The sequence below is a fragment of the Bradyrhizobium campsiandrae genome (assembly GCF_014529705.1).
Taxonomy (GTDB): Bacteria; Pseudomonadota; Alphaproteobacteria; order Rhizobiales; family Xanthobacteraceae; genus Bradyrhizobium; species Bradyrhizobium campsiandrae.
Map to the genome: position 1 here is coordinate 37980 of NZ_JAANIH010000020.1, position 20937 is coordinate 58916.

Below are 20937 nucleotides of genomic sequence, written 5' to 3' on the forward strand. Positions count from 1 at the left end.
CGCCCGGGTCGCCTGATCCAAGTGGACGTCGCAGCGGGTCCGGCGAGATCATCATCCGGCCCGGATCGCCGCCATGATGTCGATCTCGACCGGGGCGCCGCGCGGCAGCTCGGCGACGCCGACCGACGTTCGCGCATGCCGCCCCCTGTCGCCGAGATGCGCAACGAAGATTTCCGAGGCGCCGTTCATGACCTGCGACTGCTGCACGAATCCGGGCGCGGATGCGACGTAGCCGGTGATCCGGAGAAGCTGCTCGACCCGATCCAGCCCGCCCACGGCGTCCGCGAGGGCCGCAAGACACAGCTCGGCGCAGACGGCGGCGGCCCGCTGCGCCGTGGCGAGATCGACCTCGGCTCCCACCTTGCCCTTGAACAGGAGCTCGTCGCCGCGCCGCGGCAATTGCCCGCTGACATAGGCCATGCCGCCGTGAACGACCACCGGCAAATAGTCGCCGCCCGGCGCGTTGGTCTTTGGAAGATTGGCGTTCATCTCCGTCCCTTTCAGTGATTCCCGACGATCATCGTCGATTCATGACGATGATACGGCCTGCGAGACCGGCATCACAACCCGGCCGGCCGTCTGCCCCGTCATACGGTCGCCGTCCGGCGCTGAAGCCGCTTGACGAGGCGGGATGCCGAGAAGCAAATCGCGAAATAGACCAGGGTTGCGAACAGATAGAATTCGATCAGGCGCGCCTCCCTGACGGCGACGATGCCGATCGACGTCATGAAGTCATGAAGCCCGATGACGTAGACCAGCGAGCTGTCCTGGAACAGCGCGATGCTCTGCGTCAGCAGGACGGGCGTCATGCGGCGCAAGGCTTGCGGCAGCACCACGTAGCGGTAGGCCTGCATCCGGCTCATGCCGATCGCCAGCGCCGCCGCCATCTGCCCCTGCGAGATGCCGCTGATGCCGGCGCGCATGATCTCGGAATAGTAGGCGGCCTCGAACAGGGTGAAGGCGATCAGCGCGGACGTGAACGCCCCAACCGACCGCCCGATGAACAATGGCACCAGCAGATAGAACCAGAAGATCACCATGATCAGCGGAATCGAGCGCAACCCGTTGACGTAGCCCGCGGCAAGCGCAGCGACTGGTCGCGGCGCCGACAGGCGCACGACCGCGATGATCGTCCCGAGCAGGATGCCGCCCGCCATCGCCAGCGCCACCAGGACGAAACTCATTTGCAACCCCCGCCAGAGGAAGGGCAAGGCGTGAACCACGGCGCTCCAATCCAGGTTTCGCACGATCAGCCTCGCCCCAGCGTCCCGGCGACCGAGACCCGCCTTTCGACGGCGCGCATGCCGGTGATCACGCAGAGCGTCAGCATGACATAGATGACGGTCGCGGCCGTCAGCGCCTCGATGCCCTGGAACGTACTGGCCTCGATCTGGCGGCTCTGGCCCGTCAGCTCGAGCACCCCGATGGTCAAGGCAAGCGACGAATTCTTGACGATGTTGAGGGCTTCCGACGTCAGCGGCGGCAGCACGTTGCGCGCTGCAAGGGGCAGCAGAACGTAGCGATAGGCCTGTGCGACGGTCAGGCCCATGGCCGCGGCCGCCATACGCTGACCCGTGCCGATCGATTCAATGCCGGCCCGGACCTGTTCGGCGATGCGCGCAGCCGTGAAGCAGCCGAGCCCAAGCACGGAGCACCAATATTCGGGCATCGGCAGATCGCGCTTGATCCAAAGTCCAAACGATGCCGGCAACAGCTCGGGCAGCACGTAGTACCAGAGAAACAGCTGGAGCAGCAGCGGGACGTTGCGAAACAGATCCACATAGGCCGTCGCGACGACGCGGGCGGGCCGGCTTGGAAGCGTGCTCGACACGCCCACCGCGCAGCCGATCGCGAGCGCGATGATCCATGCCGCGCCTGCAACGAGAAGCGTCCATGTCACGCCCGCGAGGAGCCATCCGAAATAGGGCTCGACGAACAGGACGCCCCAGTTCCAGCGATAGTGCATCGCGCGCCTCTTCAGCGCGGCAGGGCCTGGACCCGGAATGCGGCGAGCAGCTCGCCCTCGATCTTCAAACCCAACGGGTCGAACCATCTGGCATAGATGGTCTCGGCCTCTCCCGAGCGGAACGCATCGGCGAAGGCTCCCCGCACCAGCAACGAGAAATCCTGGTCGCCACGCTGCATCATCGCGCTATAGGGATCGTAGGTGAGCAGACGACCGACGACCGCCAGGGAGCCTGCCGGCCTTGCCTTGGTGGCGGCATAGACCTTGATCTGGATGCCGTCCGCGACGAATGCATCGACACGATCGTTCTCGACCAGCAGCGCGCCTTCGGGCAGGTCTTTGACATAGACCAGCTGGACACCGAGCGCCTTCTCGTCATTGAGCTTGCGGACCGCGGCCTCGTTCGACGACCCCTGGAGCGCGGCAACGCGCTTGCCCTTGAGATCCTCGATCTCCCTGACCGCAGATGCCGATTTCACGAGCAATTGCGTGCCGGTGACGTAGTAGATCGGCGAGAACTCGACCTGCTCCTGGCGTGTCAGGAAATTCGAGGTGGTGCCGCATTCGAGATCGACCGTTCCGTTGGCGACCAGCGGGATCCGGTTGGTCACGTTGATCGGCGTGAACGTCACCTTGAGGTCCGGCTTGCTCAGCCGTTGCCTGATGGCATCGACCGCCTTCATGCAGAGATCGATGGAATAGCCTTCCACCTTCTGCTCATCATTGACGTAGGAGAACGGCGCGGAGGCCTCGCGGTGACCGATGTTGATCGCCCCGCGCTCCAGGATGCGCTTGAGAATGATGCTGTTGCCGGGCCCCTGCTCGGCCGAAGCCGGCGCGGCCAGGCCCGCCATCATTGCGATCGATGCCACGATCATCATGCCTGATCTGCGCGGTCTCATCGGTGTCCCTTCCAGCCGGTCTGCCTGGCAGGACGCTACTTTGCCGATACCGGACATTTCCAATGCGAATGCGCGCGGAGTTGATGCGGATTTTGCATCGGCCGCGGCGCGAAAACCGGTTAGGGTGTTCGGCACAAGAGTTCGCAAGAAGGCTGCAATCATGCTCGATATCCGCTGGCTCGAGGATCTGGCCGCCGTGGCGGACACCAAGAACCTGACCCGTGCCGCCGAATTGCGGAATGTCAGTCAATCCGGGCTCAGCCGCCGGTTTCAATCGCTCGAAAACTGGGCCGGCGCAGCATTGCTCGACCGCCGCAAATCCCCGATCGAACTGACCGATGCAGGTGCGCAATTGCTGGCCACGGCGAACGACGTGATCGGACGGCTCAATGCCGTCAGGCGCGCCCTGAGAGAGGACCAGGATCAAGCGACGCGCAGCGTCCGCTTCGCCGCCCCTCACCTGCTGTCCGTGACCTTCTTTCCGAAGTGGCTGCCGCAGATCCAGGCAACGACCGGATCGACGCGGCTGACGATCCTGTCCGACAACCTTCCGGGATGCTGCGACGCTTTCGACGACGGCGCGGTCGATTTCGTCGTCTGCTACATGGATCGGTCCGGCCGCCTGAGCTCGCCCGACGGCAAGACACTGTCGATCTCGACCTGCCAATGGCTGACGATTGGCCGGGAGAAGCTCGTGCCGCTGTCGGCCGCCGACGGCGACAAGCAGCCGCTGCACGATCTGGCGCCCGAGCCGCGTCGGTCAGTTTCCTATCTCGGTTACAGCAGCGAATGCTCGCTCGGCTGGGCGGTGGATCAGAAGCTCGCCGATGCGCCCGACCTGCCCCGGCTCAATCGCATCTATGAAAACTCGCTGGCCGACGGACTGCGATCGATGGCGCTGTCCGGGCTCGGCGTCGCCTGGCTGCCGCTGACCACGACCCACCAGGACATCCTCCGCGGCCGCCTCGTCCGCACCGGACCGCCTGACCTCGACGTCGATCTCGACATCCGCATCTATCGGCCACAGCGGCGCCTCAGCCGGCGAGCCGAGGAGCTCTGGTCGCACCTGGTCGCGGCCCGCTCGGTCGTCGAGCTTCCGGAGCTTGCTTTTGCCAGCCACAGGGAACGAGCCTGACTGTAGAGAGCGCGTTCTATCCGTTAAACGCAAACAGCTCGATCGGCTCGTTGAAACCGCGCACGGAATGCTTGCCGACGCGCTCCAGCTCGAACTGGCGATCCACCAGCTCCGCGAAGTCGCGCGACAGCAGCACCGGCTTGCCGATCTGCTTGGTGAGCGTCTCGAGACGCGAAGCCATGTTGACGGCGGGACCGATCACGGTGAAGTCGAGCCGGGAGGTCGAGCCGATATTGCCGTACATGACGTCGCCGACATGGATGCCGATGCCGTAATTCAGCGGCGCGCGGCCCGTGCCGTTGTTGCGTTCGTTCAGCGCGGCCATGGCTTGGCGCGCCTCCGTCACGGCGCGCAGCAGATTGGCGCAGGCGTCGGGCTCGCTCAGCGGGAAGATGGCGAGCAGGCCGTCGCCGATGAATTTCAGGATCTCGCCGCCATGCCGCGCGATCGGATCGGACATTGCGTCGAAATAATCGTTGAGCAGATCGATGACGTCGTCGCGCGGCCAGTTGTCCGAGATCTTGGTGAAATCGCGCAAATCGCAGATCATGATCGCGGCGCGCACCGTCGTTCCGGTGCCGCGCCTGGTCGCGCCGGCGAGGATCAGCTCGCCGGCATGGGAGCCGACATAGGTCTCGAGCAGCGTGCGCGCGAGGCGGTTCTTGATGCGGATCTCGCTGACCAGCGCCAGCACCGGCAATACTTTCTTCAGCGCCGCGATATGCGAATCGTCGAAGCCGCCGCGGCGGTCGGTCGCGAAGGTGATGAGATGACGCTTGCCGAGCGTGTGATAGAGCGGCCAGGCCACATAGTCGGTCAGGCCTGCCGCCCGCATCTCGGCATAGAGGGCGTGCTTGCGGCCGAGCGCCGGGTCTCGCTCGAGGTTCTCGCGCACCTCGCTCGCGCCATCGACCATCTCGTTGGCGGGACTGCCGATATATTCGGACCGTCCCTGCACGTCGAAATCGATCCGCGAGATCTCCGCCTCATGCATGCCGTCGGACCACATGATCCGTGCGCCGAGCCATTGCGGGTGTTGGATCCGCACGTGAAGCGTCGCGCGCTTCAGCGGAATGCCTGCCTGCTGGAGGCGGATGCACATCTGCGCGAAGATATTGTCGATGAAGCGCTCGTCGCTCGTGCCGTTGGTCAGCCAATCGACGACGCCGTCGGACAGCGTGGGGGCATTGTTACCTGACGGCACGTTCATATGCTGCCTCTGGGCCGGCGATCTCAACTCGCGCAGATATCGTGTTTCGGCGCGGCCGCGTCAACCTGGCCAGTTGCCCGGATTGTGCGCATTCGCACGATCGCCGCTCAGCCGGTGAGCCGGATCGAGCCCAGCACCGCCAGTCCCGAGACGAAGCTCAGCCTCGATGCCACGGGGAGTTCGATCTTCAACGTATTGCCGCCGGAGACGACAAATTGCTCGCCATTGAGACGAATGCCGCAATCGCCGGACACCGCGTACACGAGATGGGTGCCGGCGGACAATGGCCGCTCGCCGGGTTCCCTCAGCGCCGACAGCTCGATCTCCGCCGCTCCGCGCCGCGCCATCAGGTTGACGACCTCGACCGGGCCGGCTTCGAGCTCGGTCACGATCTCCATTTCGCCGGTAAAACGGATGGTGGTGAACGGCTCGCGCTCGTCGAACTCCTGCCCGGGCGCCCTCAGCACCAGACCACGCCCACCGACCACCATCTGCAGGCGGTCGATGCCCGGCATGTGGGAGAACGGCCCGGGCGCCACGATTGGCGTCGAGGCGAAGCGCCACAGCAGGCTGTCCCAATCCTTCGCTTTCGCGCCGGCGCGATGCGCGTCCGCGATATCGGTAAAGATGCCGCCACCATTCTTCCAGGGCGAGCGCGTGTAGTCTTCGGATTTCAGCAGCGTGGTCTTCATGAATCACATGGATAGCATCCACATGCCGGCATGCGAAGCCTTCGTCGCCTGGATGGAGCTACATCCCGCTCAAGCCGCTGTCGACCGCCAATGTCTGGGCGGTGACGTAGACGCTTTCGTCCGACAGGAAGAACAGCACGGCATAGGCGATCTCCCACGCGGTCGCTTGTCGGCCGAACGGGATGTGGCCCTTGCCGCGGTTGGGACGGCCGGCGCCGGCTTCGCGGCCGTTGGGGGTGTCGACGAGGCCGGGATAGACGAGGTTGGCGCGGATGCCGCGGCGCGCGCCGAGATGAGCGATGTTGCGCATCAGGCCGCCGAGCGCGGCCTTCGACGAATCGTACACCGCCATCTGCGATCCCGCCTTCAGGGCGGCGATCGAGGAGATGAAGACGATGGCACTACCATTGTCGAATCTGGGCAAGCCTGCGCGGCAGCACAACATGGGCCCGCGAACGTTGACGTCGTAGATCCTGTTCCACTCGTCGGGGCTTACGTTATCGAGCCCGGTCTTGCCGAAGGTGCCGATGTTCAGCACCATGCCGTCGAGACCGCCCATGACACGATGCGCCTCGTCGATCATGCGCTGGACATCGGCCTCCGAGGTCACGTCGGCCGCAATGGCAAAGCTCTCACCGCCTTCGTCGGTGATGCGCTTCACCGTCTGCTGCGCGGAGGCGTGGTTGAGATCGGCCACCGCAACCTTGGCGCCCTCGCGCGCGCACAAGATGCTCATGGCGCGACCGTTGCCGATCGGATCGGTGGCGGCATCGAACACACGCTGGCCGCCGCCGACGATCAGGATGCGGCGACCCTTGAGGCGTCCCCTGCCCGGTGCTTCGCCCAGCGATTCCGCACTCGGCGGGCGGACGTAACGCTCCGGCTTGCTCTCGGTGTCCGTCATCTCCGCCACCTACTTCCTGCCGCCGTCATAGACCTTCATGCCGGCGGCGGGATCGAGATCGGTTTCGGTCGCCTCGGTGACACGTGCCATCATCATGTAGAAGCCGAGCGCGACGATGGATTCGACGATCTCCTGATCGCTGAAATGTTTTCGCGCCGCCGCGAAGGTCGCCTCGGGCACGCGAACATTCTCGACCACCTCGCGGCCGAACTTGAGCAGCGCGCGCTCGGCTTCGCTCAGCGCAGCCGCGTCGTAATCGGCGCGCTCCACTGCATCCACCTGAGCTTGCGTGCAGCCGACGCCGAGCGCGATCGGCACATGCTGACGCCACTCATAGGCGCCGCCTTCGAGCTGGGCGGCCTGCAGGATCAACAGCTCGCGGTTGACGGCCGAGAGCTTCTGCTTGTGCAGGATCGAATTGCCGAGCCGCATCGCCGGGATCATGTTGGCCTGCGCATGCGCCATCATGCGAAAAATGTTGAGCTTGACCGGCATGCGGTCGAACGAGGTGCGGATGTCGCCGCTCGTCGTCTCCGGATCAATCAGGGGCAGCCTTGCCACGGTTCTCTCCCTTGGGTCTTGGTTTCTTGTTATCGTCACGCCCGCTATTCACCCCGATCAACGACAGGAAGAAGACGAGATAGCGGTCGATCGCCTCGATCACCTTCGGCCGCGGCGACGGGGTCGCGCCCATCACATAATGCTCGAGGCGAATGTAGATGAGCCCGGCGGCGAACAGCCGCGCGGTCTCGCGTGGATCTGATGTCGAGACCAGGCCCGCGAGCGCAAAGCCACGGAAATAATCCGTCATCAAGCGCTGCTCCCGCGCATAGAACTGATCGGCAAACTTGGCGCGGATGCCGGGCACGCGATTGCGCTCGGCGGTGATGACTTTCTGAAATTGGTGCTCGCGCGGGTCGGACCATTGCTCGACGAGATCGAGCGCGAACTGCCGACAGAATGCGGCGGGCTGGCGCGCGAGCTGCTTGTAGCGCGGCTCTTCCAGCCGGCTCGCGGAGCTGGCCGGGCCATGCTCGGCCACGATCGCTTCCAGGATCGCGGCCTTGCCGGAGAAGTGGTTGTAGAGGCTGCTCTCGCGAATGCCGACGCGGCGCGCCAGTTCGCGCATCGAGGCCCCGCCATAGCCGCTCTGCGCGAACAGATCGAGCGCTTCGCCCAGGATGCGCTCGCGCGTGGTGAGCGCCGCCGCATCCGCCGCGCTGGTGGTGGGGAGAGCCATGAGGATTGACTAACGAACGATCGTTCGTTAGTCAATCGGACGACCTTCAATTCCGCGCACTCAAGACGCGGAGGTCATCAGGGAGACGACGTCATGGCGCGCTTCGCTCAGTCTCTGCCCGTGCGGCAGGCCATCCCGAAGCTGCGCATCCTAGCGATGTCGCTGCTGGCAATGGCGGTGACCTTGCCGGCGCGCGCCGAGGACCCGACGGCCTATCCCACCCACAAGATCAGGATGCTGCTGCCTTACGCAGCCGGCGGTGGCGGCGACGTCATCGGCCGGCTGCTCGCCGACAGGATGGGCAAGACGCTGGGACAGAGCATCTATATCGAGAACCACACCGGCGCGGCCGGCACGCTCGGCACGCAGATGGTCGCGACCTCCGCGAATGACGGCTACACCATCACGGTCGGCGGCATGACCACGCATGTGCTGGCGCCGGCGATCTATCCGAAGCTGCCCTACGATTCAATCAAGGACTTCACGACCATCGGCCGCATCGGGACGTCCTCGATCATGTTGGTGGCCACCAAAGACTTTGCCGCCAACGACATCAAGGGGCTGATCGCCCTCGCCAGGAACGGCGAGCCGATCCAGTACGGCAGCTGGGGCATCGGCTCGACCGGGCAGTTCTGCGCGGAAATCCTGATGCAGCAGACCGGCATCAAGATGGAGCACGTGCCGTTCAACGGCATCGCAAAGCTCGCCGGCGATCTGCTCGGCGGCCACATCTCGCTGGCGACGCTCGACATGGCAACCGCAACGCCGCTGGTGAAGGACGGCTCGATCAAGGCTCTCGCCGCCTGTGGCGAGCGCTCGCCAAGCCTGCCCGACGTTGCGACCTATCGTGAGCAGGGCGTGCCGTTCGACCGCAGCCTGTCCTGGGCGATGTACGCGCCCGCGGGCCTCGCTCCACCGATCGCCGCAAAACTGTCGGCGGCCTTGAAGGACGCGCTCGGCGATGCCGAGGTGAAGGAGAAGCTCCTGGCGCTCGGCATCACGCCGCAATTCGTGCCCGGCGACGAACAGCGCGACATCAACGCGCGCGACATCGCAGCCTGGAAGCGGGTTGCCAAGGACGCCGGCATCGAGGTGAAGTGAGCAGGAACGTGGCGCGAAGCCTTGCGTGCGGCCATCCTTCGAGACGCCGCCTACGGCGGGCCCTCAGGATGAGGTCCCGTTTTGCGGCGAGATATCAGACCCTCATGGTGAGGAGCCCGCCAAAGCGGGCGTCTCGAACCATGCAGGCCGAGTTCGTCCGGCAGCCCCGCGCTGTCATGTACGATGGAAAGGGAGCGCGGGCATGAGCCGCATCTTCGGCGCGGTGCGCCAGAACGGATATGTGGTGCGGGACATTCACGCCGCGATGAAGCACTGGATCGAGGTGATGGGCGTCGGCCCCTGGTACTACATGGACCGCGTCGCAACCGATTGGTTCCGCCATCGCGGCCAGGATTCTGCGGTCGAGATGAGCATCGCGCTGGCCAATTCCGGCGATCTCCAGATCGAACTGATCCAGCAGCGCAACGACGCGCCCTCGCTGTACAAGGAGTTTCTGGACGCCGGGCACGAGGGCCTGCAGCACATGTCCTATTGGAGCCACGACTACCAGGCGCTCTACGACAAGGCACTCCGGCTCGGCTACAGAATCGGCCATGAGGGCCAGATCGGCGGCGACAAGGGACGCTTCGCCTATTTCGACACGCAGGCCCATCCCGGCACGATCATCGAGATCTCCGACATCAGCGGCACCAAGGGGCCGTTCTTCGAGAAGGTGAGGCAGGCGGCTCTGAGCTGGGACGGCACACGCCCGATCCGCGAGGTCGGCGGCAGGACGTCGTAGGGTCACGAGGCGATCCGGAGACGCCACGGCTCCGGACCGGTTGAAGCCAAGATTCAGGCGCTGGTGATCACGGCAAGGCCGTGACGTCGGGACCCCGCCGGGGTCCCAGCACGCGCCTACCAAAAGCTCCGCTGCATCGGCTGCACCGACTGATAGTACTGGTACTGCCCGCCGCCGCGCCGGCGCGGGCTGACCGGCTGCGGATTGGGATCGCGCTGCCCAAAGAAGAAGAAGCCATTGCCGCCGAAGCCGTTGCCGCCCCAGCCATCGTCACTGGCCATTTCCACCGGCGGCGCGGTCGGCTTGCGGGTAATGAAGCCGCCCTGCGGGTGGTTGCTCAGCACCGCAACGAACTCGGTGCGGTAGTTGGTCTCGGCGCTCAAGGGCTCGTCCGAGATGATGATCGACGAACGCGGCAATGCGGTCGGGCCGATGCGATCCCACACCTCCTGCGGAATCGTGATGCGGTCGAGCGCATTTTTGGCGTTGTCGCCTTCGTCGATGCTGACGACGCTCCAGCGCAGGCCCGTATCGTTCTTCGCCATCGCGGTGAAGATATGCGTGCCGAGCGGCTGGTCGGGATTGCGGATGGTGACGGGGACCTCGATGCTGGTGTCGAACACCTCGCCGCCGCCATCCGGCGCCGGCTTGTGGGTGTTGCGCCGCACGTAGAGCTTCTGCGTCGCGCGGCTGATGTAGACCGAGACCGGCTCGAGCGCGAGCTTGGCATCCGTCGCAGCCTTCACGGCATCGGCCTTCTTGGCTGCGGCGGCCTTGGCGGCCTCCTTGGTGGCGGCAACCGCATCGCGCTTGGGCTGCGCCGCGGCCTTGGCGGCGTCGAGCTGGGTTGCGGCATCTGCGGCCTTGGTCGCGGCCTTCTGTTTCAATTCGTCGGCCTTCGCCTTGGCCTGGTCGTTCTTGGCATTCGCGACCAGCTTGTCGGCATAGGCATTCTCGGAATCGGCGCGCGCCTTCTGCTGCTCGAGCTTGCGCAGCAAGGCCGGGATTGATTGCGCATCTTTCGCCGCCGCAGATGCGACCTTCTTGGCTTCATCGGCGGCCTGGACGGCCTCGTCCGCCTCTGCCGACAGCTTGTCGGCCCGCGCGGGCGCCGCCGCAATGGCCTCCCGGCTCGGCACGAACAGCGAAGGATGCGAGAAATCGGCCGGCGCTGCGTCGTTCGGCGAGATGATCACCCGCATGCCGATATTGGTCTTGTCGAACAGGCTCTCGGCGAAGCCGAAGGGCATGCGCACGCAGCCATGCGAGGCCGCGTAGCCCGGCAGCGGCCCACCATGGAGCGCAATGCCATTCCAGGTGATGCGCTGCATGTTCGGCATCCAGGCATCGTCGTACATGGACGAGTGGTGATCCTTGTCCTTCTCGACCACGGCGAAGACGCCGGCCGGCGTCTCGCGGCCGGTCGTGCCGGTCGAGACCGGCGCGCGCAGGATCCAGCCCTCCGAATCATAGAATGTCACCTGCTGGCTCTTGATCGACACGATCGCCATGATCGGCTCGCCGGCCTCGCGCGGCGCCACGGCCTCGACGGTCTGGCGCGGCTGCTTGGCGGCCAGGGCCTGGCCAGGGGCGGCGAGCACCAGCGCCGCCGCGAACATGACAATTCCGGGGGGGCCCCAACGCCGCATCGCACGATTGGATTGCGCCGTCGTCATCAGGTCTTTCATGCCATTCCCCGATTGCCTGTCCAAATTTGGTTCATCATCGATCAGATTGCGATCTTTGGATTAAGAAATCGCAGCCACCATCCGTTCCGTTTCCGGCGATATCAGGTCCGTTCCGGCGACGAAACTCCTCATATACGAGGGTCCGTGCGGGCGGAAGGGCAGTCGGTCGCCGGAGCTGGCTCGGAGCCCGCGGGTGTGCTGCGGCGGAATGTCAGCCCTCGGAGGGACCGGCCGAGGGTGTGACGGGAATCACATAGGCAGCCCAACCAGATGGTTTTGATGTCCATTGCATTTTTGTGACGCAGCCCACAGAGGCCGGCAGGGCCCGCTGCTAGCTTCGCGTGCATGAAGAAACATTTCGCACTCCCAATCGTCCTCACCGCCCTTCTCGTCGCGACGCCGAGCTTCGCCGCCGAGACCACGGGCGCAGGTTCAACCTTCGTTTCGCCCGTGATGGCGAAATGGATCGATGCCTACAAGGCCAAGACCGGCAACACCGTCAGCTATCAGGCGGTGGGATCGAGCATCGGTATCGGCTTGATCAAGAAGGCCGCCGTCGATTTCGGCGCCACCGACATGCCGCTGGATCCCCGGGAACTCGACAAGCTCGGCATGATCCAGTTTCCAATAGTGATCGGCGGCGTCGTTCCTGTCGTCAACATCGACGGCATCAAGCCGGGCCAGATGCATTTCACCGGCGAGGTGCTCGCGGGCATCTATCTCGGCAGGATCAAGACCTGGAACGATCCGGCGATTCGCGACATCAATCCCGAATTGAAACTCCCGAGCACCCCGATCACCGTCGTGCATCGCATTGACGGCTCCGGCACGACGTTCAACTGGTCGAACTATCTCTCCAAGGTCAGCCCGCAATGGAAGAGCAGCGTCGGCGAAGGCACGTCGGTCGAATGGCCGGGCGGCCTCGGCGGCCGGGGCAATGACGGCGTCGCCTCGCTCGTCAGCCTGGTGCCCGGCGCGATCGGCTACCTCGAATATGCCTATGCGCTGCAGCGGCTCGACAAGATCTCGTTCGGCGTGGTGCAGAACAGCGCCGGCCATTTCGTGGTGCCCGATGCGGCATCGTTCCAGGCGGCCGCCTCGAGCGCGGACTGGACCGCGGACAGGGATTTCCACCTCGTCCTCACCAACGCGCCGGGCGAGGATGCCTACCCGATCACCGCCACCACGTTCGTGGTGATGCCGAAGCAGCCGAAATCTCCGGAGCGGTCGGCGGCAGCGATCGATTTCGTGCGCTGGTCGCTGGAGAGCGGGAAGACGCAGGCCGAAACGCTCAACTACGTTCCGCTGCCGCAAGCCCTGGTCCTGCAGATCGAGATGTACTGGCAGCAGAGCCTTGGGCCGGCAATCATGACGGCGTCCGCCGGCAGCAAGCGATAATACGCAAGCAGTGGCGCGCCGGCCTACGGCGCGCCAACGGCCTTGTCCGCAATGAGCGCTTCGATCTCGGCATCGCTCAGGCCCGCCTCGAGCAGCACTTCGCGTGAATGCTCGCCGAGGCGCGGCGCCATGCGGTGGATGCCAGCCGGGCTTTCGGAGAACTTTGTCGCGGGCCGCGCTTGCCGGATGCGACCTTCCGTGGGGTGATCGATCTCCGCAAACAGTTCGACCGCCGAAAGATGTGGTTGCTCGGTGATCTCGGTGAGACGCGCAAAAGCCGTGTGCGGCACGTCGAGGCGCAGCAGCAGCTCCTCCCACTCCGCAGTCGTGCGTGTCGGCCCGATCTCGCTCATGCGGTCGTAGACCCTGTCGATATTCTGGGAGCGCAGCACGGGGTCGCGCACGCCGAGTTCCTCGATCAGCTCCGGGCGGCCGACGGCCTCGAAGAACGCGCACCAATTGTCGCCCGAATAGGGCAGCATGGTCAGCCAGCCATCCTTGGTCTTCACCGGGCGCCGGTTCTTCATGCGCTTGTAGCCGGTGGGACCGATCGGGGGATCGAAGGCATGGCCACCCAGCATTTCGATGCTGTTGAAACCCGCGATCGTCTCCAGCATCGGCACTTCGACCATCTGCCCCTGCCCGGTGCGCTCACGCCGGAACAGCGCGGCCGACACCGCCCCGACCATCGCCATGGCGCAGATCTTGTCGCCGATCAGGCTCGGAACGAATTTCGGCTCGTCGTCCGATCCGATCGATGAGGCCAGGCCCGAGGCGGCCTGAATGATCTCGTCGAATGCAGGTCGCGCCGCCCAGGGGCCGTCCTGGCCAAAACCGGTCGCGGCTGCGTAGATCAGCCGCGGATTGAGCTTTGCGCAGTCGGCGTAACCGAAGCCGAGCCGCGCCATCGCCGCGGGGCGCACATTGGTGACGAGCGCGTCGACCGTCGGGATCAGTTTGGCCAGCGCCGCCTTGCCGCCGGGATGCTTCAGGTCGAGCGCGAGGCTGCGCTTGTTGCGGTTGACCGCCATGAACTGGCCGCTCATGCCGCGGTTGCGGAACAGGCCGGTGTAGCGCCAGGTGTCGCCGGCGGGCGGTTCGATCTTGATGACATCGGCGCCCCAGTCGCCGAGCATCTGCGCGGCATAGGGACCGAACAGCACGCTCGTCAGATCGAGAACACGGATACCGCTGAGGGGGCCTGATGGTGCCATCGTCGCTTCACTGTGGTTGGAGGGCGCAATCATGATGCCCAAAGCCTATTCGCCGAGCACGTCGCCAAACAGCTCCCAGGATTTTCCATTGAATCGCGCCATCTGCAACTGGCGGATCGGCGTCACCTGCTCGGCCGACGTGTTGAGCTTGATGCCGGGGAGCAGCATCGGCAGCTCGACGTCCTTGAACGACTGCGCCTGCTTCATCAGGTTGGCGCGCGTGAGGTCGTTGCCGGCGCGCTGCAGCACCAGCTCCATCATCTGCGCCATGGTGTAGCCGGTGACGTTGAAGATGTCGGCGGGATCAGCGCCGGAATTGTAGGTCTTCATCCATTCGCGCCAGGCCTTCATGCCGGCATCATTCTCCCAGCGCGGATCGCCGGGATCCTTCAGGAAGGCACCGGTGACGATGCCAACGGAATTCTCCAGGCCGGCCGGCGCCAACACCGACCCGACGGAATTGGAGACGGCCGGAACGATGATCTGCGGCTTCCAGCCGAGCTCGGCAACCTTCTTGATCGCCTGCGCTGCGAATTTCGGCGTGCACTCGTTGAAGAGCACGTCGGCGCCGGCGGCCTTGAACTTGACGATCTGGGAATCGACCGTCGCGTCCGTGGTCTCGTAGACCGCTTCCGACACGATCTGATTGACGTGCTCGCCGAGGCCTTCCTTGAAGCCCGCGAGATAATCGCGGCCGGGATCCTCGTTCGGCGTGATCACCGCGATCTTGGCGTCGGGCTTGTTTGCCAGAATCCACTTGGCGTAGATCCGCCCCTCGGTCCGGTAGGTCGGCTGCGAGCCGGTGGTCCAGGGGAAATGCTGCGGGTCGTTCCAGCGGCTGGCGCCGCTCGACGGGAACAGCTGCGGGACCTTCTTGGCATTGAGATATTTCTGCGCCGCGATGTTCGGGCCGGTCCCGAGCGAGGAGAACATCGCCAAGACCTCGTCGCTCTCGACGAGACGACGGGTCTGCTCGACCGTCTTCGCCGGCGAATAGGCGTCGTCCATGCTCAGCAGCTCGACCTTGCGGCCGTTGATGCCGCCCTTGTCGTTCAGCATCTTGAAATAGGCGATCTCGGCGCGGCCGATCGCGGAATAGGCGGACGCCGGTCCCGAATAGGGCATGGTCTGGCCGAGCTTGATGCCGGTGTCGGTTGCACCGGTGTCGTAATTTCCGGCCGAGGCGATCGGGGCAGTGCCGAGAACGGCAAGCAGAGCGACGGCTCCGCCGGTGAACTTGAATCGTTGGCCGGCCATGCGCGGCATCTCCTTCCCCGGCGGAGTGCATCGACGCGCAGGCCGGCAAGGCCGCGGTCAACGTCCTCCACTTCTGTTCTTGGTTATCATCGGCCGCATCGTTTGCGATGACGGCGAGGCAGACGATACCTCGATTGGCGGGCGTGAGATGTAGCGTAGAATTCAGATGCGTATGCGCGAACCGCAGCGGTTATATGCTGCCGGTCGACCGGCGGACCGCCGCGTCAGACCTCGAGCCATTCCTGCCGCACGGCGGCATTGGCCTTGAGCTCGTCGGGCGTGCCCTCGAACACGACGCGGCCGTGGCCCATGATGTAGACGCGCTTGGAGATGCGCATCGCGATCGAGAGCTTCTGCTCGACGAGGAGAATGGCAACGCCGGCCTGTGCAATGCGGGCGATGAGATCGCCGACCTGCTGCACGATCAGCGGCGCGAGGCCCTCGGTCGGCTCGTCGATCATGATCAGATCGGGATCGCCCATCAGCGTGCGGCATGTCGTCAGCATCTGCTTCTCGCCGCCGGACAGCACCCCGGCGGCCGTGTCGGCGCGCGCGGCGAGATTGGGGAACATGTCGAGCATGTCCTGCAGCCGCCATTTGCCGGGACGGCGGGTGTCCTTGATGCCGAGCAGGAGATTCTGCCGGACGGTCAGGCTCGGGAAGATGTCGCGATGTTCGGGGACATAGCCAAGCCCAAGGCGCGCGATCTTGTAGCTGGGCAGGCCTGCGATGTCCCTGCCCTTGAAGCGGATCGTGCCTTGCGGGGCGACCTCGCCCATGATCGCCTTGACCGTGGTGGAGCGGCCGACGCCGTTGCGTCCCAACAGGCTCACGACCTCGCCGGCGGCGACGTCGAGGTCGACGCCCTGCAGGATGTGGCTCTTGCCGTAATAGGCGTGGAGATCCCTGACCTCGAGCATCAGTGCGCTTCCTCGCCGAGATAGGCTTCCTTGACCTTGGGATCGCGCCGGATCTCTTCCGGCGTACCCGAGGCGATGATGTGGCCGTAGACCAGCACCGAGATGCGGTCGGCAAGGCCGAACACGACGCTCATGTCGTGCTCGACGATCACGAGCGTCTTGCCCTCGGTCAGCCGCCGGATCAGCGACACCGCGCGATCGGTCTCGGCGTGGCTCATGCCCGCGGTCGGCTCGTCCAGCATGACGACGGTGGCGCCGCCCGCGATGGTGATCCCGATCTCGAGCTCGCGCTGCTCGGCATAGGTCAGGAGCCCGGCCGGAACGTCGCGCCGGTGCGTGAGATGAATGTCGTCCAGGATCTGCGCGGTGCGCTGGCGCACCTCGGGCAGGCTGTCGACGTTCTTCCAGAACGCATAGCGATGCCCGGTCGCCCACAGCACGGCGCAGCGCACGTTCTCCCAGACCGTCATGCGCGCGAACACGTTGGTGACCTGGAACGAGCGCGACAGGCCGCGGCGGTTGATCTCGAACGGCCGCAAGCCCGAGATCAGGTCGCCGTTCAGCCTCACCTCGCCCGAGGTCGGCTTGATGTGGCCGCTGATCAGGTTGAAGGTCGTGGACTTGCCGGCGCCGTTCGGGCCGATGATGGCGTGCCGCTCCCCCTTGGCGACGCTCAGATTGAGGTCGCGGATGATGCCGACATTGCCGAAGCGCTTTTCGACGGCGCGGACTTCGATGGCTGCGGTCATGCCAGATACCCCCGGTCACGTGCGACCGTGGCGGCACGATCCCATGCCTCAGCGATCCGCCGCCAGGTCAGCCGCGCGACGAAGAAGCCGCCGACGACGAGAATTGCCGCGGTGAGCCATGTCACCGGCGACGTCGCACGAAAGGCGATGCCGAACATGTTGATGGGATCGCCGCCGGAGAAGCGCGCGACGGTCTCGATCGTCAGGATCACGCCGCAGGCCAGCGCGACCGTCGGCACAACAGCGACGAAATAGGACGGGATCACGGTCCATAACGTTCCGGCGCGGATCAGCGGCCGGTGCATCATCAACAGGCCGGCGATGCCGCCCGGCGAATACATCACGATGCCGATGAAGATGATGCCGAAATAGAGCTGCCAGGCCGTGGTGAGGTTGGTCAGCCCGAGCTGCAGATAGGTCACCAGGATCGCCCCCAGGATCGGGCCGAAGAAGAAGGCGGTGCCGCCGATGAAGGTCGAGAACAGCACAAGGCCGGACTGGATCGCGCCGAGATAGGCGGAGTTGGCGATCTCGAAATTGATCGCGGCGAGACCGCCGGCGATGCCGGCGAAGAAGCCCGCGAAGCAGAAGGCGAAGTAACGGACCACATGCGGATCGTAGCCGATGAACTGGACGCGCTCCGGATTGTCGCGGACCGCATTGCAGATCCGCCCGAGCGGCGTCCGCGTCAGCGCGTACATCGCGACCGCCGACAGCACCAGCCAGAAGGCAATGAGATAGTAGACCTGGAGCTGCGGCCCGAACGACCAGCCGAGCAATTTGGGCAGCGCGGTGCGGTCCGTGGTGATGCCGGACTCGCCGCCGAATACGGAGCGCAGGATCAGCGAAGACGACGCCACCAGTTCGCCGATGCCGAGCGAGATCATGGCGAACACCGTGCCGGCACGCTTGGTCATGACCCAGCCGATGATCATCGCGAATGCGAGACCACCTATGCCGCCGAACAGCGGGATGAAGGGCAGCGGGATCGGCCAGCCATGCGACACCACCGCATTCATCATGTGACAGGCCGCGAAGCCGCCAAGGCCGTAATGCACGGCGTGACCGAACGACAACAGGCCGGTCTGGCCGAGCAGGATGTTGTAGGACAGCGCGAACACGATCGCGATGCCGATCAGGCTGAACGAGGTGAGGGAGCCGCCGGAGGAGAAGATCATCGGCAGCACGATCAAAATGACGATGCCGAGCAGCCAGACGCCGTAGAAGCGCAGGCTACCGCCGGCAGGCTCTGCCGCCATCTTGGAGGTCGAAGTCGCGGCTGTGGTCATGATTCACGCGTCCCCATCAGGCCCATGGGGCGTACGATCAGAATGATCACCAGCAGCAGATATGGAACGATCGGCGCGACCTGCGCGATCGTGACGTTCCAGATGTCCGTAAGAACGGAGGGTCCCGCCGAGGGATCGAGCGGGCCGAAGGCACTCGCGAGCGAGCCGTTCAGCGCAACCGCAAAGGTCTGCACCAGGCCGATGACGAGCGAGGCGATGAAGGCGCCGGGCAAGGAGCCGAGGCCGCCGAACACGATGACCACGAACAGGATCGGCCCGAGCGCCGCCGCCATGTCGGACTGCGTCACCAGCGCGGGACCCGCGATGACGCCGGCAAGGCCCGCCAGCGCGCTGCCGACGCCGAACACCACCATGAACACGCGCCCGACATTGTGGCCGAGATGCCCGACCATGTGCGGATGCGTCAGCGCCGCCTGCACGATCAGGCCGACCCGGGTGCGCTTGAGCACGATCAGGAGCGCCACGAAAATGACGACCGATACGGCCAGCATGAAGATCTTGTAGGCGGGATAGTTGGTCGAGAAGATCGTGAAGGCCGGGAAATCAAGCAAGGCCGGCACGCGGTAGTCGAGCGGGCTCTTGCCCCAGATCATCGAGACGATCTCTTCGATCGCGAAAGCCAGGCCGAAGGTCAGCAAGAGTTCGGCGACGTGGCCGTGCTTGTGGGTGTTGCGCAGGCCGTAGCGCTCCACCACCATCCCGATGGCGCCGACCAGCAGCGGCGCCAGCACCAGCGCCGGCCAGAAGCCGATCCATTTCGTGAGCTGGAAGCCGAAGAAGGCGCCGAGCATGTAGAAGCTGGCATGCGCGAAATTGAGCACGCCCATCATGCTGAAGATGACGGTGAGCCCGCTCGACAGCAGGAAGAGCAGCATGCCGAATAGCACACCGTTCAGGGTCGAAATGACAATGAGTTCAAGCACAGCCCACTCGCCTATGGCCGGGGCCCGATGGCCCCGGTGAAGATCGTCCGATCAAGCGCAGTCCTCCCGCCGTCGTCCCGCGGCCGGCCGCGGGACAACGGCAGGCTTCGTGATTACGGGCGCACCATCTTGCAGGTCGTGGAGACCATGGCCTGCGGCGTATCGACCTTCGAAACCAGATGCCAGCCCCAGCCGGTGTTCTCCTCGTCGAACGGCTCGTTCGCGGCCAGCTTGCCGAAGGAGGAGATGTAAATCGGCTGGAAAAACTGGTGGTCGTCCTTGCGCATGATGCCCTGGCCCCCGTCGAGAACCTCGAACTTCAGGTCCTCGAGCGCTGCTGCGACCTTGATCGGATCGATCGAGTTGGCCTTCTCGGCCGCCGCCTTGAACATCCGCATCTCGTTGACGGCACGCGGGTACCAAAGCGACAAATTGACCTTGGCGCGGAACGCCTTCTCGAAATCCATCGCGGCTTGGTTCCCCGAATTGGCAAAGCCTTCGGTGATCTGGAAGACCTGGTGGTCGAGACCGGTCTGCTTGATCGCGGTGGGACCGCCGGCGCCGCCGGCATAATAGGTGTACCAGTTGACCTTCAGGCCGGCATCGGCAGCGGCCTTGAGCAGCAGCGCAATGTCCTGGCCCCAATTGCCGGTGACGACGCTGTCGGCGCCGGATGCCTTGATCTTGGCGATATAGGGCGAGAAATCGGTGACCTTGAGCAGCGGATGCAGCTCGTCGCCGACGATCTGGATGTCAGGCCGCTTCGCACCCAGCATCTTGCGCGCATCTGATCGCACCGACTGGCCGAACGAATAGTCCTGATTGATGAGATAGACTTTTTTGATCGACGGGACGTCCTTCATGTAGTTGGTGAGCGCTTCCATCTTGATGTCGGAGCTGGCATCCCAGCGGAAATGCCAGTAGCTGCATTTCTCGTTGGTCAGGCTCGGATCGACCGCGGCGTAGTTGAAGTACAGAACTTCCTTGCCGGGATTGCGCGTGTTGTTCTTGGTGACGAAATCCGAGAGCGCTGCGCCGACGGAGGAGCCGTTGCCCTGCGTGATGTAGTGGGCGCCGGCGTCGATCGCCTTCTGGGCCTGCACCAGGCTTTCCTGCGGATTGGTCTTGTTGTCCAGCGGCAGGATCTCGATCTTGTGGCCGAGAATGCCGCCCTTGGCGTTGATCTCGTCGGCCAGATATTGGAACGTCTTCAGACCGCCCTCGCCGACACTGGCGCCGCCGCCCGAGAGCGGATCGATATAGCCGATCTTGATGGTGTCCTCGGCCGACGCTGCATGACCAAGCATCGGCGTGATCACGGCAATGGCCAAAGTAAGCTTGCGCATTATTTTGTTTCCTCGCTGGCTATCGACTTTAGTCGATGGGGCTTTTGCGCATGATGCAGCGCAATTTCATCGCCCTAATGAGCAGAACGAACCTTGCTTTTCAAGCGCAACAGACCGTCGCCGGGGGCAGCCAGCATGAAATGTGGTGCGGCGGCCCAGCCCGTCCGCGACATTCCGCGACAAGGAATAGAGCGCAACGGGAAAACCCGGCAGGCTTCGCTTTGGACCGGGCCGCTTTTT

General features: G+C 64.7%; 21 protein-coding genes. 4 read left to right on the forward strand and 17 right to left on the reverse strand.

Annotated elements, in window-relative coordinates:
* Positions 1-51 precede the first annotated feature (51 nt).
* The 4 genes from G8O24_RS16810 to G8O24_RS16825 form a co-directional block, all read right to left on the reverse strand.
* Positions 52-489 (reverse strand): RidA family protein, encoded by a 438-nt coding sequence (locus G8O24_RS16810; protein WP_188101111.1) that lies wholly within the window; start codon positions 487-489, stop codon positions 52-54.
* 98 nt (positions 490-587) lie between these two features.
* Positions 588-1250, reverse strand: a complete 663-nt coding sequence (locus tag G8O24_RS16815; protein WP_311972343.1) for an amino acid ABC transporter permease — start codon at positions 1248-1250, stop codon at positions 588-590.
* Positions 1250-1966, reverse strand: coding sequence for an amino acid ABC transporter permease (locus G8O24_RS16820; protein ID WP_188101115.1), 717 nt, complete (start codon positions 1964-1966; stop codon positions 1250-1252). The genes G8O24_RS16815 and G8O24_RS16820 overlap by 1 nt, the downstream gene beginning before the upstream one ends.
* 11 nt (positions 1967-1977) lie before the next feature.
* On the reverse strand, positions 1978-2868 hold the full coding sequence (locus G8O24_RS16825) for an amino acid ABC transporter substrate-binding protein (protein ID WP_188101117.1): 891 nt from the start codon (positions 2866-2868) through the stop codon (positions 1978-1980).
* 160 nt (positions 2869-3028) lie between these two features.
* Between G8O24_RS16825 and G8O24_RS16830 the strand changes: the two genes are divergently transcribed.
* Positions 3029-4003, forward strand: coding sequence for a LysR family transcriptional regulator (locus G8O24_RS16830; RefSeq protein WP_188101119.1), 975 nt, complete (start codon positions 3029-3031; stop codon positions 4001-4003).
* A gap of 16 nt (positions 4004-4019) precedes the next feature.
* On the opposite strand, the gene G8O24_RS16835 is transcribed toward G8O24_RS16830, so the two are convergent.
* The 5 genes from G8O24_RS16835 to G8O24_RS16855 form a co-directional block, all read right to left on the reverse strand.
* Complete coding sequence (locus G8O24_RS16835; RefSeq protein ID WP_188101121.1) at positions 4020-5213, reverse strand: adenylate/guanylate cyclase domain-containing protein; 1194 nt, start codon at positions 5211-5213, stop codon at positions 4020-4022.
* Between the two features lie 107 nt (positions 5214-5320).
* On the reverse strand, positions 5321-5905 hold the full coding sequence (locus tag G8O24_RS16840) for a HutD/Ves family protein (RefSeq protein WP_188101123.1): 585 nt from the start codon (positions 5903-5905) through the stop codon (positions 5321-5323).
* 58 nt (positions 5906-5963) lie between these two features.
* On the reverse strand, positions 5964-6809 hold the full coding sequence (locus G8O24_RS16845; protein ID WP_188101125.1) for an SDR family NAD(P)-dependent oxidoreductase: 846 nt from the start codon (positions 6807-6809) through the stop codon (positions 5964-5966).
* A 9-nt stretch (positions 6810-6818) separates the two neighbouring features.
* Complete coding sequence (locus G8O24_RS16850; RefSeq protein WP_188101127.1) at positions 6819-7370, reverse strand: carboxymuconolactone decarboxylase family protein; 552 nt, start codon at positions 7368-7370, stop codon at positions 6819-6821.
* Complete coding sequence (locus G8O24_RS16855; RefSeq protein WP_188101129.1) at positions 7348-8049, reverse strand: TetR/AcrR family transcriptional regulator; 702 nt, start codon at positions 8047-8049, stop codon at positions 7348-7350. Before G8O24_RS16855 ends, G8O24_RS16850 begins: the two co-directional genes overlap by 23 nt.
* 93 nt (positions 8050-8142) lie before the next feature.
* Here G8O24_RS16855 and G8O24_RS16860 point away from each other — a divergent pair, with 93 nt between their 5' ends.
* Both G8O24_RS16860 and G8O24_RS16865 read left to right on the forward strand, forming a co-directional pair.
* Positions 8143-9150 (forward strand): Bug family tripartite tricarboxylate transporter substrate binding protein, encoded by a 1008-nt coding sequence (locus G8O24_RS16860; protein WP_188101131.1) that lies wholly within the window; start codon positions 8143-8145, stop codon positions 9148-9150.
* Between the two features lie 202 nt (positions 9151-9352).
* Complete coding sequence (locus G8O24_RS16865) at positions 9353-9892, forward strand: VOC family protein (protein ID WP_188101133.1); 540 nt, start codon at positions 9353-9355, stop codon at positions 9890-9892.
* A gap of 116 nt (positions 9893-10008) precedes the next feature.
* Here G8O24_RS16865 and G8O24_RS16870 read toward each other — a convergent pair whose 3' ends face one another.
* The gene (locus G8O24_RS16870) at positions 10009-11580 is read right to left on the reverse strand and encodes a L,D-transpeptidase (RefSeq protein WP_188101135.1); all 1572 of its coding nucleotides are present in this window, start codon (positions 11578-11580) and stop codon (positions 10009-10011) included.
* A 345-nt stretch (positions 11581-11925) separates the two neighbouring features.
* Between G8O24_RS16870 and pstS the strand changes: the two genes are divergently transcribed.
* Entirely contained in the window at positions 11926-12978 is a 1053-nt protein-coding gene (pstS, locus tag G8O24_RS16875; protein WP_188101137.1) for a phosphate ABC transporter substrate-binding protein PstS, read from the forward strand.
* A gap of 23 nt (positions 12979-13001) precedes the next feature.
* Here the strand turns inward: pstS and G8O24_RS16880 are convergent, their stop codons facing one another.
* The 7 genes from G8O24_RS16880 to G8O24_RS16910 all read right to left on the reverse strand — a co-directional run bounded on the left by G8O24_RS16880 (position 13002) and on the right by G8O24_RS16910 (position 20697).
* On the reverse strand, positions 13002-14225 hold the full coding sequence (locus G8O24_RS16880) for a CaiB/BaiF CoA transferase family protein (protein WP_244645879.1): 1224 nt from the start codon (positions 14223-14225) through the stop codon (positions 13002-13004).
* 12 nt (positions 14226-14237) lie between these two features.
* Positions 14238-15458: an ABC transporter substrate-binding protein gene (locus G8O24_RS16885; RefSeq protein WP_376708115.1), complete on the reverse strand. Its 1221-nt coding sequence runs from the start codon at positions 15456-15458 to the stop codon at positions 14238-14240.
* A 215-nt stretch (positions 15459-15673) separates the two neighbouring features.
* Positions 15674-16369: an ABC transporter ATP-binding protein gene (locus G8O24_RS16890; RefSeq protein WP_188101141.1), complete on the reverse strand. Its 696-nt coding sequence runs from the start codon at positions 16367-16369 to the stop codon at positions 15674-15676.
* Entirely contained in the window at positions 16369-17118 is a 750-nt protein-coding gene (locus G8O24_RS16895) for an ABC transporter ATP-binding protein (RefSeq protein WP_188101142.1), read from the reverse strand. Before G8O24_RS16895 ends, G8O24_RS16890 begins: the two co-directional genes overlap by 1 nt.
* Positions 17115-18407 carry a branched-chain amino acid ABC transporter permease gene (locus G8O24_RS16900; RefSeq protein WP_188101144.1) on the reverse strand — a complete coding sequence of 431 codons (1293 nt, stop codon included), beginning with the start codon at positions 18405-18407 and terminating at the stop codon, positions 17115-17117. Before G8O24_RS16900 ends, G8O24_RS16895 begins: the two co-directional genes overlap by 4 nt.
* Positions 18404-19351, reverse strand: coding sequence for a branched-chain amino acid ABC transporter permease (locus G8O24_RS16905; RefSeq protein ID WP_188101146.1), 948 nt, complete (start codon positions 19349-19351; stop codon positions 18404-18406). The genes G8O24_RS16900 and G8O24_RS16905 overlap by 4 nt, the downstream gene beginning before the upstream one ends.
* Positions 19352-19464: 113 nt before the next feature.
* Positions 19465-20697 (reverse strand): branched-chain amino acid ABC transporter substrate-binding protein, encoded by a 1233-nt coding sequence (locus G8O24_RS16910; protein ID WP_188101148.1) that lies wholly within the window; start codon positions 20695-20697, stop codon positions 19465-19467.
* Between the last annotated feature and the right edge of the window lie 240 nt (positions 20698-20937).